The organism is Rhodoplanes roseus, assembly GCF_003258865.1.
Lineage (GTDB): Bacteria > Pseudomonadota > Alphaproteobacteria > Rhizobiales > Xanthobacteraceae > Rhodoplanes > Rhodoplanes roseus.
The window spans coordinates 19,955-33,989 of record NZ_NPEX01000041.1 but is presented as its reverse complement, the minus strand read 5'-3'; the positions used below and the strand labels follow the sequence as shown (position 1 = coordinate 33,989).

General features: G+C 68.8%; 15 protein-coding genes. 2 read left to right on the top strand and 13 right to left on the bottom strand.

Annotation, left to right across the window (positions count from 1 at the left end):
* From CH341_RS08655 to CH341_RS08640, 4 genes are all read right to left on the bottom strand, one after another.
* A partial coding sequence (locus tag CH341_RS08655) for an amidohydrolase family protein (protein ID WP_245430948.1) occupies positions 1–510 on the bottom strand: 510 nt, incomplete at its 3' end.
* A 106-nt stretch (positions 511–616) separates the two neighbouring features.
* Entirely contained in the window at positions 617–895 is a 279-nt protein-coding gene (locus CH341_RS08650; protein WP_111418634.1) for a XapX domain-containing protein, read from the bottom strand.
* 177 nt (positions 896–1,072) lie between these two features.
* Positions 1,073–1,909 (bottom strand): alpha/beta fold hydrolase, encoded by an 837-nt coding sequence (locus CH341_RS08645; RefSeq protein WP_425376158.1) that lies wholly within the window; start codon positions 1,907–1,909, stop codon positions 1,073–1,075.
* Between the two features lie 158 nt (positions 1,910–2,067).
* Positions 2,068–2,739: a hydrolase gene (locus CH341_RS08640; RefSeq protein ID WP_111418632.1), complete on the bottom strand. Its 672-nt coding sequence runs from the start codon at positions 2,737–2,739 to the stop codon at positions 2,068–2,070.
* Between the two features lie 308 nt (positions 2,740–3,047).
* Between CH341_RS08640 and CH341_RS08635 the strand changes: the two genes are divergently transcribed.
* Positions 3,048–4,556, top strand: a complete 1,509-nt coding sequence (locus tag CH341_RS08635; protein ID WP_170149539.1) for a PAS domain-containing sensor histidine kinase — start codon at positions 3,048–3,050, stop codon at positions 4,554–4,556.
* Here the strand turns inward: CH341_RS08635 and CH341_RS08630 are convergent.
* From CH341_RS08630 to CH341_RS34120, 9 genes are all read right to left on the bottom strand, one after another.
* The gene (locus CH341_RS08630; RefSeq protein WP_146604421.1) at positions 4,504–5,172 is read right to left on the bottom strand and encodes a helix-turn-helix domain-containing protein; all 669 of its coding nucleotides are present in this window, start codon (positions 5,170–5,172) and stop codon (positions 4,504–4,506) included. The genes CH341_RS08635 and CH341_RS08630 overlap by 53 nt on opposite strands.
* Positions 5,173–5,370: 198 nt before the next feature.
* A complete protein-coding gene (locus CH341_RS08625) occupies positions 5,371–5,793 on the bottom strand; it encodes a response regulator transcription factor (RefSeq protein WP_245430947.1) in 423 nt (140 codons plus the stop codon).
* Positions 5,794–5,863: 70 nt separating this feature from the next.
* Positions 5,864–6,487 (bottom strand): response regulator transcription factor, encoded by a 624-nt coding sequence (locus tag CH341_RS08620; RefSeq protein ID WP_111418629.1) that lies wholly within the window; start codon positions 6,485–6,487, stop codon positions 5,864–5,866.
* 134 nt (positions 6,488–6,621) lie between these two features.
* A complete protein-coding gene (locus tag CH341_RS08615) occupies positions 6,622–8,178 on the bottom strand; it encodes a DHA2 family efflux MFS transporter permease subunit (protein ID WP_245430946.1) in 1,557 nt (518 codons plus the stop codon).
* Positions 8,171–9,415, bottom strand: coding sequence for an HlyD family secretion protein (locus tag CH341_RS08610; RefSeq protein ID WP_170149538.1), 1,245 nt, complete (start codon positions 9,413–9,415; stop codon positions 8,171–8,173). Before CH341_RS08610 ends, CH341_RS08615 begins: the two co-directional genes overlap by 8 nt.
* Positions 9,408–9,890 (bottom strand): MarR family winged helix-turn-helix transcriptional regulator, encoded by a 483-nt coding sequence (locus CH341_RS08605; RefSeq protein ID WP_111418627.1) that lies wholly within the window; start codon positions 9,888–9,890, stop codon positions 9,408–9,410. Before CH341_RS08605 ends, CH341_RS08610 begins: the two co-directional genes overlap by 8 nt.
* Before the next feature lie 119 nt (positions 9,891–10,009).
* A complete protein-coding gene (locus CH341_RS08600) occupies positions 10,010–11,509 on the bottom strand; it encodes a tripartite tricarboxylate transporter permease (protein WP_111418626.1) in 1,500 nt (499 codons plus the stop codon).
* 10 nt (positions 11,510–11,519) lie between these two features.
* Entirely contained in the window at positions 11,520–11,960 is a 441-nt protein-coding gene (locus tag CH341_RS08595) for a hypothetical protein (protein WP_111418625.1), read from the bottom strand.
* Positions 11,957–12,901: a tripartite tricarboxylate transporter substrate binding protein gene (locus tag CH341_RS34120; protein WP_170149537.1), complete on the bottom strand. Its 945-nt coding sequence runs from the start codon at positions 12,899–12,901 to the stop codon at positions 11,957–11,959. The genes CH341_RS08595 and CH341_RS34120 overlap by 4 nt, the downstream gene beginning before the upstream one ends.
* A gap of 250 nt (positions 12,902–13,151) precedes the next feature.
* Between CH341_RS34120 and CH341_RS34115 the strand changes: the two genes are divergently transcribed.
* Positions 13,152–13,964, top strand: a complete 813-nt coding sequence (locus CH341_RS34115) for a hypothetical protein (protein ID WP_170149536.1) — start codon at positions 13,152–13,154, stop codon at positions 13,962–13,964.
* Positions 13,965–14,035: the final 71 nt, after the last annotated feature.

The following is a 14,035-nucleotide window of genomic DNA, read 5'->3' as shown; positions in this document are numbered from 1 at the left end:
GGCGCGCAGCGCCGCGCCGTTGAGCAGCGCACGATCGTAGAGGTGCAGGATGAACACCGGCGTGTCGGGAGCGACGGCGTTGATCTCCTCGAGCGTCGGCAATCGCTTCTCGGCGAACTGATGCGCGGTGAAGCCGCCGACGACCCGCACCCATTGCGGCGCCGGGGTGCGGTCGACCTGCTCCTTCAGCATCCTCATCGCCTGGGCGAGCGACCGTACGCCGTCCCAGCGCAACTCCATGTTGTAGTTGAGGCCGCCGCGGATGATGTGCATGTGGCTGTCGATCAGCCCCGGAATCACCCGGCGCCCACGCAGGTCGATGCGCTGCGTCTGCGGCCCGGCCAGCGCCATCACGTCGCGCTCGCTGCCGACCGCGACGAAGCGGCCGTCACGGATCGCCGCGGCTGTCGCCTCGGGCGCGCCACGGTCGAGCGTCGTGATCTTGCCGTTGAAGAGAATCAGCTCGGGCGAGGCGGAGCTTTGCGCGTTCACGGTGTCTCTCGCGGACAGGCCGGCCGCGAGCGCGGCGAGCGTGGTGACGACGGTACGGCGATCGGGGGTGAGCGTCACGGCGGTTCTCCCGGTTCGAGGGGCGTGACATCGGCGCGAGCGCCGATCAGGACGGCTCGTCTCCGGCGGGGCGCGCGCGACCCGTGGCGCGCTCGCCGCCGGGCAGCGGACCGAGGACGTGCTCGGCGCATCTGGTGCGGACGAACGATGCGACGTCGTGGCCGGCGATCAGTCGCTTGGCCACCGGCACGATCTGCTCGCCCAGCAGGATCCCGAGCAGACCGATCAGCGCAACCACGGGCGGCGCCGGGGACCGGACGTTGAGCAGGCTGTAGACCACCCCCACCAACAGTCCCGCGCCCAGGGAGACGAGATAGACTTTCATGCCAGGCCCGCGCGGTGTCGGAAGCGACACTGCTGATCACGTCGCGACGGCGGCGGTTGTGGACAGCAGCGACAAGTGGCTGGACTCGAACTCGATCGCGACGCCAGCGGCCACGACCTGCTGGAGCCCCGTCTCGGACGGTCCGGCGCGGAGAACCGCGCCGGACCGGGAAGACGCTCAGCCCTTGATGAAGGCGAGCAGGTCGGGGTTGATCACGTCGGCATGGGTGGTCAGCATGCCGTGGGGATAACCCGGATACACCTTCAGGGTGCCGTTCTTCAGCAGCTTGACCGAGAGCTTGGCGGAATCCTCGATCGGCACGATCTGGTCGTCGTCGCCGTGCAGCACGAGGGTCGGCACCGTGATCGCCTTCAGATCCTCGGTCTGATCCGTCTCCGAGAACGCCTTGATCCCCTCGTAATGAGCCTTGGCGCTGCCGATCATGCCTTGCCGCCACCAGTTCTGGATCGAGCCCTGGGAAACTTTCGCGTCCGGACGGTTGAACCCGTAGAACGGCCCGGTGGGCAGATCGAGGTAGAACTGGGCGCGGTTGGCGGCGAGCGCGGCGCGCAGGCCGTCGAACACCTCGATCGGCAGGCCGCCGGGATTCGTCGCGGTCTTCAGCATCAGCGGCGGGATGGCGCTGACCAGCACCGCCTTGGCGACGCGGCCGGCGGGCTGGCCGTGCTTGGCGACATAGCGGGCGACCTCGCCGCCGCCGGTGGAGTGGCCTATATGGACGGCGTTCCGCAGGTCGAGATGCTCGGCGACAGCGAACGCGTCGGCGGCGTAATGGTCCATGTCGTGACCTTCGCTCACCTGGGCCGAGCGGCCGTGGCCGCGGCGGTCGTGAGCGACGACGCGGAAGCCCTTCGACACGAAGAAGAGCATCTGGGCGTCCCAGTCGTCCGACGACAGCGGCCAGCCGTGATGGAAGACGATCGGCTGGGCGCCCTTCGGCCCCCAATCCTTGTAGAAGATCTCGACGCCGTCCTTGGTGGTGACGAAGGGCATGGGGGAGGATCCTTTCGGGGGGGTGGTGGATGATTGTGCGGCGGATTGACCGGGGCCGGCGGGCAGGCCGCCGAGGGCGGCAAGCGCTGCACCGGCTCCCAGTCCAAGGGCGGTGCGGCGGGTCGCGGAGGAGAAGCGCTCGGCCATGATCGTCGCGCCTATTCGGCCGCCTGCGCATGGGCGCCCTCGGAGGCACCGAACATGGTCTTGGCGTAGATGATGCCGATGCCGTAGCCGCCGCCGTGGCGCTTGGCGATTCCGGTCGTCATCTCGTAGGTCTCGGTGCGGGCCCAGTCGCGCTGCAGCTCGAGCAGATACTGGAGCGCCGTCATCGGCCGTACGCCCATCTGCACCATGCGATCCATCGCCCGCTCGTGCGCCTCGTCGCTGACGTCGCCGCAGGCGTCGGCGATCACGTAGACCTCGAAGCCCTGGTCGAGCGCCGACAGCGTCGGACCGACGATGCAGACCGAGGTCCACAGGCCGGCGAACACCAGCCGGCTCTTGCCGATCTGGTTGACGCGCTCGGCGATCCGCGGATCCTCCCAGGTGTTCATGCTGGTGCGGTCGATGATGTCTGCACCTGGAAACGGCCCTTTGACCTCGTCGAAGATCGGGCCAGAAAAGCTCTTCTCCGCCACCGTGGTGAGAATGGTCGACACGCCGAACCCCGCCGCCGCCTCGGCCACCAGGGCAGCGTTGTTGCGGAGAATGGTCGGATCGATCGACTTGGTCGCGAACGACATCTGCGACTGGTGATCGATCATGATCAGGGTGTGATCGTGCGGCGAGAGAAGAGTCTTTCCAGGGGTCGGTGCGGCCTTGGCCATCGAGGGTCCTCGTCGGAGCTGACGGAGCACAGCGCGCGGTCCTGACCACCGCGACACTGCGACCCGTTTCGGCCGGGAGTCTTCACCGGAAGCCACCTGCTGTCTTGTTTCGGAGGGTCGTATTTGTCGCTCCCTGCTGAAGACACGCGCCGCGGCAGCCGCGGGGGCCACGTCGACGCAGCCGTGGCGCGCCCCCTGTCGCGGGGCCACGCGACGGGCTAGGGTTTGCTCGGACGCGAGGGCGCACGCGGTGCGCCGATCCTCTGGAGCCCTCTGGAGCTTCGATGACGGTTCGGACAGCAGCTGACATGGACGAAAGGGTGCAGCTCGACGCGTTGCAGCTCGAGATCCTGCGGGTCACGGTCGACACCATTCCGATCCAGGTCTGGCGAATGCAGGCGGACGGACGCGTCACGTTCCTGAATCGCCGCTGGCTCGACTACACTGGACTCGCCAGGGAGGAGGTGTTGGGCTTGGCCTGGCGGTCCGCCATTCACCCGGACGACCTGCCGCCCCTGCTCGCAGAATGGCGACGACTCCGGGCGACCGGGGAAGGCGGAGAGTTCGAGGCGAGACTCCGGCGGCACGACGGTGTCTATCGGTGGTTCCTCATGCGAGCCGAGCCGCTTCTCGACGCGAGCGGCACGGTCGTGGGCTGGTGCGGCGCCAACACCGACATCGAGGCGCGGCGCTGCGCCGAGCACGCGCTCCGGCTGATCGTCGACACGATTCCCGTGATGGCCTGGCAAGCCGACGCCGACGGCGCGATGGAGTTCCAGAACCAGCGCTGGCGCGATTACACGGGTCTGGCGCTCGAGCAGGCAGTGGGCTGGCGCTGGGCAGAAGGCGACCTCGTGCATCCCGACGACCTGCCCGGTCTGTTGACGAGCTGGAGGGCGATCCTGACCGCGCAGTCGCCGGGCGAAGCCGAGGCGCGGCTGCGTCGTCGCGATGGGGAGTATCGCTGGCTTCTGTTCCGGGCCGAACCGCTGCGCAACGAGGCCGGCACCATCATCAAATGGTTCGGCACCAATCTCGACATCGAGGATCGCCGTCGCGCCGAGGATTCGCTACGCCAGGCACAGGCGCAACTCGCCCAGGTCACCCGCGTCACCACGCTGGGCGAGATGACAGCCTCCATCGCGCACGAGGTGAACCAGCCACTTTCGGCGATCCAGACGAACGCCGAGGCGGGGCTGCGATGGCTGGCGCGGCCCGAGCAGGCCCTGGCGGAGACACGCCGCGTCCTGCATTCCATCATCGGCAATGCAGACCGGGCCAGCACCGTCATCCAGCGCATCCGCGACCTGACGCGGAAGACGACGCCCGAGATGCGGCCGATCGCCATCGGGACGGCGGTCGAGGAGGTCTTGCTGTTGGTCGCGCACGAGGCGTCGGTCCACAAGACCGTGATCAGGACCGATCTGGCGCACGACCTTCCTGTCGTCCGCGGCGATCGGGTTCAGCTTCAGCAGGTCCTGATCAATCTTCTGGTAAATGCCATGGAGGCCATGGCGGGCCTCTGCGGCCGACCACGCGACATCCTGATCAGGACGCGTCCCTACGAGGACGGAATCGTGGTCGAGGTCGAAGATTCGGGTCCCGGCATCGATGGGGCCGAGATCGAGCGGCTGTTCGATCCGTTCGTCACCACCAAGCCGGACGGCATGGGGATGGGCCTGTCGATCAGCCGATCGATCGTTGCGGCCCACGGCGGCCGCATCTGGGCGAAGGCGAACGAGGGGCCGGGCGTGACGTTCCGGTTCACGCTGCCCGTTCGCGACCCGAAAACAGAGTCGGACGTTCCGGCCGACTGACGGATGGAGCTTGCTGGTCCGGCCGCCCGCGGCGCTCGCGCCGCCAGGTGTTCGGACTGATGCCGACCATTCGCCGGAAGGACCGCGAGAAATGCGCCTGGTCGGCGAAGCCGCAGGCGAGCGCAATCTCGCTGAGCGGCGCCCCTGTCCTCGTCATCAGCGCCTTGGCGCGCTCGATCCGCCGCGCCGTGACGAAGGCGCGGGGTGTCTCGCCGAAGCTGAGCTTGAACTTGCGGCTGAAATGCGCGGCGCTCAGCCGCGCGACCTTGCTCAGGTCCCGGGCCAGCGTCGGCGACGCGATGTCGGCCTCGACATGCGCCCGGACCCTCTGAATCTGCCAGGGCGCGAGGCCGCCGGGAGCGTCCGGGAGAGGAAGATCCGCCGTGAGGCCGGCCGCCGGCAGAAGCGCCGAAGCCTCCAGCAGGCAGTGCTTCGCCGCCGCCTTGTCGCATTCCAGCACCCGGATCGCGTGCTGAAGGAGCTCCCGCACGGTCGCGACCGGAATGCCGGGCTCGGAGCCGCCGTGGCGGCACCGGTGGCACGAGGCATCGAAGGTCAGGACCCGCGGCCATGACGGCAAGGCCGAGACGTCGCGGGTGTCGACATGCCGAGTCATGCTGTCGCTTTCCTGAAGGCTGAATCGCCCGGCTGAGCCGGTCTTCGAAACGAGGATGCGCCGTGCTGGCGAGCCGGGGTATTCAACTGGCGGACGCCGCAAATGGACCTTGGTGGGAGACGAGTCATACGAAGGCATGAGCCCGGAACAGCCGCCGTCACGGCCGCTCCTGGATCCAGGAACCGGACCGCCGGACTGTCAGTCGGTCAGGGCGCCGGCGATGTGATCAAGGAGCGCGCCGGGCACGATCGGCTTGCGCAGCAGGCATCTCGCGCCGGTGGCCAGCACCCGCGTCTCGATCCCCTCGTCGGTCCGCGCCGTGATCATGATCACGGGCACGCACGACTTCCGCGCCTCCAGGGCCTGCTTGAGCTCGATGCCGCTCATCCCGGGCATCTGGATGTCGGTGACGATGCAGTCGAAGTCCTGCAACGCTGCGGCGGCGAGAAAGTCCTCCCCACCGGCGAACCCGCGGGCCTCGTAGCCGTACGACCGCACGAGCCCGACGAGCGCGACCCGCATGGCTTCGTCGTCGTCGATGATCGCAATCCGCGCTTCGTTGGGCACGCACGCCCCCTTTCGTTGAATGAGCCGCGGGATCTGCGGCGAGGGGGTGCGCAAGTCTTGTCACATGTCCGCGTCTGGAAGGAAATCATACCTGGGTGTTAGCGGATCGCAACGGACTCCGCCGTCAATGGCGGGGTTGCACGGCAGCCATCAGGTCGGCCATCCGGACCAGGTCCGCGAAGGTTCGGGCGTCCATCTTGCGCATCGCGGCACCGCGGTGGATCTTAACCGTGATCTCGCTGATGCCGAGCTCACCGGCGATCTGCTTGTTCAGCTTCCCGGCCGTGGCCAGCATCATCACCTGCTGCTCGCGCGGCGACAAGGTGAGATAGCGGCCGCGGACCGCAGCAACGTCGATATCGTCGTTGCGGCGCCGGCGGTCGCGCTCGATCGCCATCGCGACCGCGTCGAGCAGATCCTGGTCGCGGAACGGCTTGGTGAGAAAATCGACGGCGCCGGCCTTCATGGCGCGCACCGACATCGGCACGTCGCCGAATCCCGTGATCATCACCACGGGGATCCGGATGCCGAGCCGGGTGAGCTGCTGCTGGACGTCGAGGCCGCTGACCCCCGGCAACCTGACGTCGAGGACGACGCAGCCCGGACGATCGTCCGCCTCGGAGGAGAGCAGCGAATCGGCCGTGGCGTGCTCGCGCGTCTCCAGGCCGACCGAACGCAGCAGGCTGTCCAGGGACATCCGAACATCCTCGTCGTCGTCGACGATGTGAACCAAGGCTCTGTCGTTCATCCGGCGACCTCGTTGGGCCGATGCCCATAATGAGCCTACCATCAATCCGGTTCATGCCGGATCAAACCATCGTATGACCCGTGACGCGGTGGTAGCGCATTGGGCCCTACACAGCGAAGGCGCGAGCCGCCAGGCTAATCCACCACCACGGCGCCGCCGCCCTCCGCAGCCCCCTTTCGCAGGAGAAAGACCAGCGGGATCGCCACCAGGGCCAGGACCATCAGCAGCCAGAAGTCGTCGACATAGGCGATGATGGTCGCCTGCCGGGTGATCTCGCTGTCGAGCGCCGCGCGACCGGCCGCCGTCCACGGGCTCCACGACTGGGCGATCGCCGGCACCTGCAGCAGCCGGTTGAACGGCGAGACGTAGCCGGCGATATCAGCGTGGTTCGCCTGCACGTTCTCGGTCAGGAGTGCGGCGACGATGGAGATGCCGACGCTCGAGCCGACATTGCGCGACAGGTTGTACAGGCCCGTGCCGGCGGGCCGCCGCTCGGGGGCCAGCGTCGAGAACGTCACGGTGGTCAGCGGCACGAACAGGAAGCCGAGGCCGGCGCCCTGGATCATCCCGGTGGTGACGATGGTCGATTGCGACACGTCGGGCGTCCAGCCGGTCATGTCCCACATGGCCCAGGCCGTCATCAAGAGACCGATCGCCAGCAGCGCGCGCGTGTCGACGCGGCCGATCAGCCGCCCGACCACCATCATGGCCAGCATGGTGCCGATGCCGCGCGGCCCCATCACAAGACCGGCCGTGACGACCGGATAACCCATCAGCGACTGCAGATACGGCGTCATCAGCGCCAGCGACGCCAGATAGGTGATGCCGACCACGAAGATGAACACCATGCCGACCGCGAAATTGCGGTCGCGGAACAGGCTAGCATCGACGAACGAGTTTCTGGCCGTGAAGGTGTGAGCGAGAAAGAGATAGAACGACACCGCCATCACCAGCGCCTCGAGCTGGATCTCGCCGGACGAGAACCAGTCGAGCTGCTCGCCGCGATCGAGGAAGAGCTGCAGCGCCGCGATGGCGATCGACAGCGTCGCGAAGCCGAACCAATCGAGCCGCGTGAACGCGCTGCGCGCGGTCTCGGAGACGAACGCCGAGATGCCGAGGAACGCCACGATGCCGATCGGGAGGTTGATGTAGAACACCCAGCGCCAACTGAAATTGTCGGTCAGCCAGCCGCCGATCACCGGCCCCAGGATCGGGCCGACCATTACGGACATGCCGAACAACGCCATCGCCGAGCCGCGCTGCTGGGGCGGATAGATGTCGAGCAGGATCGATTGCGCGAGCGGCACCAGGGCGGCGCCGAACAGCCCTTGCAGGATACGGAAGAGAACGATCTCGGTGAGCGACTGCGCCATGCCGCACAGCATCGATGCGACCGTGAAGCCGGCCACCGAGGCGAGCAGCACGCGCTTGCGGCCGAAGCGACCGGCGAGCCAGCCCGAGGGCGGCGTCATGATGGCGGCCGCGACGATGTAGGAGGTCAGCACCCAGTTGATCTGGTCCTGGCTGGCCGCCACGCTGCCCTGGATGTAGGGCAGCGCCACGTTGGCGATGGTCGTGTCGAGCGCCTGCATCACGACGGCCAGGATGACGCAGACCGTGACGGCGCCACGATGCGGCACCGTGGTCGCATCGGTCCGGTCGACGCCGCCGGCGACCCGTCCGTCAGCCACGGGAGGCTCCGCCGGCTGCCAGGGCGGTCCCGCCGAACAGGTTGCGCACGAAGCTCGGCCAGCCGCGCGGATGACCGGTGTCGACATCGACCGTCACGCTCATGCCGACGCGCAGCCGCGGTCCATCGGGCGGCGTCTCGATCCGGACCCGGATCGGGATGCGCTGCACGACCTTCACCCAGTTGCCCGAGGTGTTCTGGGCCGGCAGCAGCGAGAAGGTCGCACCGCTCGCCGGGCTGATGCTGTCGACGGTGCCGTGCCACTCGGCGCCCGGATAGGTGTCGACCGTGACGGTGACGGGCTGACCGGGCGCGACATGCGTGAGCTCGGTCTCCTTCGGGCTGGATTCGACCCACACATGATCGGTCGCCACCACGCTGAAGGCCGGCGTCGCGGCGGCGAGATACTGGCCCGGCTGAAGCGACGGCACGTTGGTCACGATTCCGGCGAAGGGCGCCCGCACCTGCGTGTGCGAAAGCTGGCGTGCAGCCTCGTCGCGCTGCGCCACCGCGTCGACGTAACGGGGATGGTCCTCGACCTCGATGTCGGGATTCTGATTCAGGTTCGCGGCGATTCCGGCGAGCTGCTGCTGGAGCGAGGCGACCTTCTGCTGGGAGACCTGCAGATTGTGCCGCGCGCTGTCGAACGCCTGCTCGGAGGCGACGTTGCGAGCGACCAGGGCCTGCTGGCGGTCGAACTCGCGGGTGTAGAAAGCGACGTCCGCCTTGGCCTGCTCGATCTGGGCCTGCATGTCGCGATAGCTCGCCTTCAGGGCCTCGATCTGGTCACGCACCATGGCGAGGTTCGCCTGCGCGCGCGTCAGGGCGAGGCGGAACGGGAGGTCGTCGAGCTCGAACAGCAGGTCGCCCTTGGCGACCGTCTGGTTGTCGCGCACGTCCACGGCCTTGACGATGCCGGAGACGTCGGTCGACACCGCCACCTTGTCGGCCTGGACATAGGCGTTGTCGCTCGACATCACGGCGCCGCCGGTGACGTAGAAGTACCCGCCGACGAGGAGCACGATCGGCAGCAGCGCGAACAGCACCAGCCGCAACCGGTTCGGCCGTGCGGGCCCGTCGGGCGCCTCGGTCCGAGGAGATTCGGTGTCGACCGGATCGGGTTTCGGGGCCGCCTTCGCGGCCGGATCGGGGCGCAGCGGAACGGCGACGGAACGCGGCTCGCGAGCGGATTCGGCGGGAGGCGCGGCCTCGGTGTCGATGCGGTGCGGCTCAGCCATGGACGGCCTCCTTCTGCCGGCACCCCGTGCTGCAGGCCTGTGCCAGATTGGTCTTCATCACCCCGAGGATGCGGGTGAGATGGTCGCGGTCCGCCGCCGGGAGACCCTCCAGGGCCTCGGCCCGGGTGGCGTCGCCGATGACCTGCATGTCGTCGATCAGCGACAGCGCCTCGGGGCGCATGAACAGCCGCTTGATGCGGCGGTCCTTGGGATCGGGGCGGCGCTCGACCAGGGCGGCGTCCTCCAGCCGGTCGACGATGCGGGCGAGCGTGATCGGCTCGACCTCCAGGAGCTCGGCCAAGCCGCCCTGCGCGATCCCCTCGGCCCGCCGGAGGTGCGCCAGGACCTGCCACTGAGCGCGGGTGAGGCCGAGGCCCTTCGCGTTCTGCTCGAAGCGCTTGCGGAGCAGCCGGGCGACGTCGTTGAGCAGGAAGCCCAGCGTCGGTGCCGGAAGATCATGGGGAATGGCGGACATCGGTAATTCCGTAAGCATGCCTATAGTTGCGAACGCAAAACATAAGCATGCTTACGAAGTCTTCAAGCCCCGCCCGTCGACGGGCCGCCCGGCCTTCCGGGACGGGCCGAAGCCGCGCTTCAGGCCCCCTCGCCTTCCGGGGCCGCCTTCCGCGGCGTCCTCAGGAAGTAGACCGCGGCGACGACCGCGACGGCCAGCACGGCGAGGGCGGCAGGGTGATGCGACAGCGAGGAGACCTTGCCCTCGGTGATGATCAGGGCCTGGCGCACCGACAGCTCGAGCTGCGGCCCGATGACGAAGCCGATCAGGAACGTCACCCGCGAATAGTCGAAGCGGTGCATGAGGTAGCCGAGCAGTCCGAAGCCGACCATCAGGCCGACCGCGAACACCGACTTGCTCTCCAGGTAGGCGCCGACCAGGCACAGCATCGTCACCACCGGGATGATGATGGTCGCCGGCACGCGGGTGAGCTGGGCGAAGGCGAGCAGCCCGATCCGGCCGACCACCAGCATCACCACGGCCGCCACCATCATGGCGCCGAAGATGCCGTAGATCAGCCGCGGCTGCTCCTCGAACAGGCGCGGTCCCGGTGTGACCCCGTGGATGGTCAGCGCCGCGATCAGGATCGCGGCCGAGACGCTGCCCGGAAGCCCGAGGGCGAACAGCGGCACGAAGCTCGCCGGCACCACCGCGTTGTCGGCCGTCTCGGCGGCGGCGACGCCTTTCAGCTCGCCCTTGCCGAACTGCTCGCCGGGCTTGGCGAGGCGCTTCGCCAACGCATAGGAGGCGAAGGAGGCGACGGTCGGGCCGAGCCCCGGCAGCAGGCCGATCGCCGTGCCGACGATGCTGGACTGCAGGATGGTCGGCAACACCCGACGGAACTCGGGCCAGCCGAGGCGGTCGGCGTCGCCGCCCGCCGCCGCCGACGCGGCCTCGGTGCGCTTGCCGAGCACCTCCTCGGCCTGAATGATCATCTCGGAGAGTGCCAGCATGCCGACCGTGACGGCCAGCAGCGGCACCCCGTCGAACAGCGCCACCTGGTCGAAGGTGAGCCGCGGCGTGCCGCTCTCCACGTCGAGGCCGACGGTGGCGCACAACAGCCCGAAGGACCCGGCGGCGAGGCCGCGCAGCAGCGAGTTGCCCGCCAGCGCCGCGATGAAGGTCAGGGCCAGCACCATCACGGCCGACATCTCGACCGGGCCGAAGCCGAGCGCCAGCGTCGCCAGCGGACGCGCCAGCAGCACCAGCGCGAGCGTGCCGATCAGGTCGCCGATGACGGAGCCGTAGAGCGCGACCTTGAGGGCCTGCTTGGCCTTGCCGGCGCGCGCCAGCGGATAGCCGTCGAGACACGTGACGGCGGCGTTCGGCTCGCCCGGCGTGTTGATCAGGATCGCGGTCGTCGCGCCGCCGGCGCCGGACGCTTTGGCGATGCCGATCAGAAACGCGACGGCAGCGAGTGGGGTGAGATAGTAGCTGATCGGAATGGCGATCGCGAGCGCGGCCGGACGATTGAGCCCGGGCAGAACGCCGATCACGTAGCCGAGCAGCACGCCCAGGAAGACGAACAGGATCGTGACCGGCGCGAGCGCGTCGCCGAGGCCGAGAAGCACGTCGTGCATGGGAGCAGCCTCAGAACACCAGCCACACGACACCCGCCGACAGGACCGCCGCGCCGGCGAGCCACAGCGGCCTGCGCTCGCCCACCGCCAGCATGCCGGCCGGCACCGTGACGAGAGCGCAGCCGGCGATGCCGGCATACGGAAGCACGACGGCGCCGAGAATCGCGACGCCGCCGATCAGCGCAAACGCCATCCAGCCGTCGGGATAACGCGGCTCGGGCACGCCGCGCAGCAGGCGGAGCAGCACGTCCGCCACCGCGAAGACGCCGAGCGCCACGGCGCAGACGGTCGGGAAGACGGCCGGCGCCAGGCCGATGCCGCCGTCCGTGGTCTGCGCCGGGATGATCCAGACCACCGCAGCGAGCGCGGCACCGCCGAGCAGCAGCGCCTCGGCAATTACCGAGGCCCGGCGGCGTCGCGCCGGCGCGCTCTTGTCCGGAGCAGCCGTCACTTCGACGACTCGATCAGCTTGGCGAAGTCGTCGATGTGGCTCTGGATCGTCTTGGCGAGCGGCGCGCCCGTCTCGACGACGTTGTTGAGGCTCCGCTTCTCCATCAGGTCGACGATGGCCGGATCTTTTCCGGCCGCCGCGAAGACCTCGTCGAGCTTCTTGGCGACGTCGGCGGGCAGGCCCTTGGGCGCGACGAACAGGATGAGGTTCACGCTCGCCACGCCGTAGCCGAGCTCCTTCAGGGTCGGCACGTCGGGCAGGCCGGCGACCCGCTTGTCGCCCAGCACCGCCATGACGGCGAGCTCGCCCGCCTTGGCCTGCGGATAATAGGCGCCCGACGAGTAGCCGAGATCGACATGCCCGCCCATGACCTGGGTGACGACCTCGGCGCCGCTGCGGGTCGGGACCGGCACCAGCGACACGCCTGCCTTCTTGGCGACGGCCGTGCTGATCATGCGGTCGAGCGCCGTGTTCGACGCGTAGTTCATGCGGCCCGTCGCCTTGGCGGCCGCCATGGCGTCGTTGAGGGTCTTCCAGCCGTGCTTGGGCAGCGCGATGAAGGCCTCGGGGAACTCGCCGACCGCGGCCACATAGGTGAAGTCGGCCGGCGTGAAGCCGAGCTTCATGAGCTGCGGATCGAGCGTGATCGTGGTCGACGTGGTGGCGACGAGATTATAGCCGTCGGCCGGCATCTTCGCGAGCGCGGTCGCCGCGATGGCGCCGCCTGCGCCGGCCTTGTTCTCGACCACCACGGGCTGGCCGAGCTTCTTTGCCACAACCTCGGCAACCGCGCGGGCGACCACGTCGGTGGTGCCGCCCGCCGCGAAGCCGACCGCGATGGTGACCGGCTTCTCGGGCCATTCGGCCCGGGCCGACGCGGTGAACACGGCAAGGAGCGCGGCGCTCCACACGGCAGACCGAAGAACGGGGGAGATCGGCATCGGGCGCTCCTGAGCAATTTTTGCAGACTCTGGCATACAAGTATCGTGCCCGTGCCGCCACAACGGAACAGGATTCGCGAGCCGACGCCGGGTCAGCGCCTCCGAGCGCCGAGGGCGCATGCGCTGCCGTCGAAAATCAGGCGGCAGACGACGCATGACGGATCCGCGATGCGTTGTCTCGAGCCGACGTGGCCTCCGGTTGCCCGGCATGCTGAACTGCGGGCGTGATTCCAACGGAGACGCGAAGATCATGGGACGCGCGACCCTGATGCGTGGATTGCATTCGGTCGCCGTGATGGTCGGCACGATCGTCCTCGCGGCGACCCTCGCAACCGGAACAGCGACCGCGCAAATCGATCCGGCCAAGCTGCCTGCCGCCAGGACAGCGGCTGCGAGCCTGCTGGCGATCGCCAAGGGATCGGAGACGACCGGCCGCGTGCCGCGCGCCAACGATCCCGCCGTGCGGCAGCTTCTCGACACGGTCTTCGATGCCCGCGACGTGGTCGCCGGACGCGGCATCTCGTTCCAGGAGCTTGGGTTGCTCACCGAGCGCATGGTCACGGGCGCCAGGATCGGCACCGTCTACATGCTGGCCGGCACCGGCGCGACCGACCTGGCGCAGCTCGCCAACGACCCGCAGGCCGACGACAAGGTCAACCGCAACGTCGTCCGCTTCGCGCCCGAAATGGGCGACTTTCTCGATTTCGAGCTGCACATCCAGGGCGCCGTGATCGAGGCCGTGCTGACGCGGCTGTCGACCATGCGGCCCGACGAGGCGGCCCGGCCGAACTTCCAGAGCGGCATCGCCAGCATCCGGCAGAGCAGCCTGCGCACCGTCGCCAGCGTCATCGAGACCTTGGCGGTGGACGGACTCACAGACGACTGGCGGCGCGCCCGCCTGCCGGCCCTCGCCGCGATCGCGCCGCGGCTCGCCCGCTTCCTGCAGGCCGGCCAGAAGGCCGACCTGCAGCGGCTCGCATCGGCCCGGGCCGACGCGACCGCCGATCCCGGCCTCAAGCGCAGCCTGACGGCGTTCGGCCGCACGGTGGCGGGCGGGCAGTAGAGCCGGCCACAGCCCTCCGGCGGCAGTCTTCGCATCGGTCCGTTGTGGTGCCGACCCGTGCCGTGGCATGG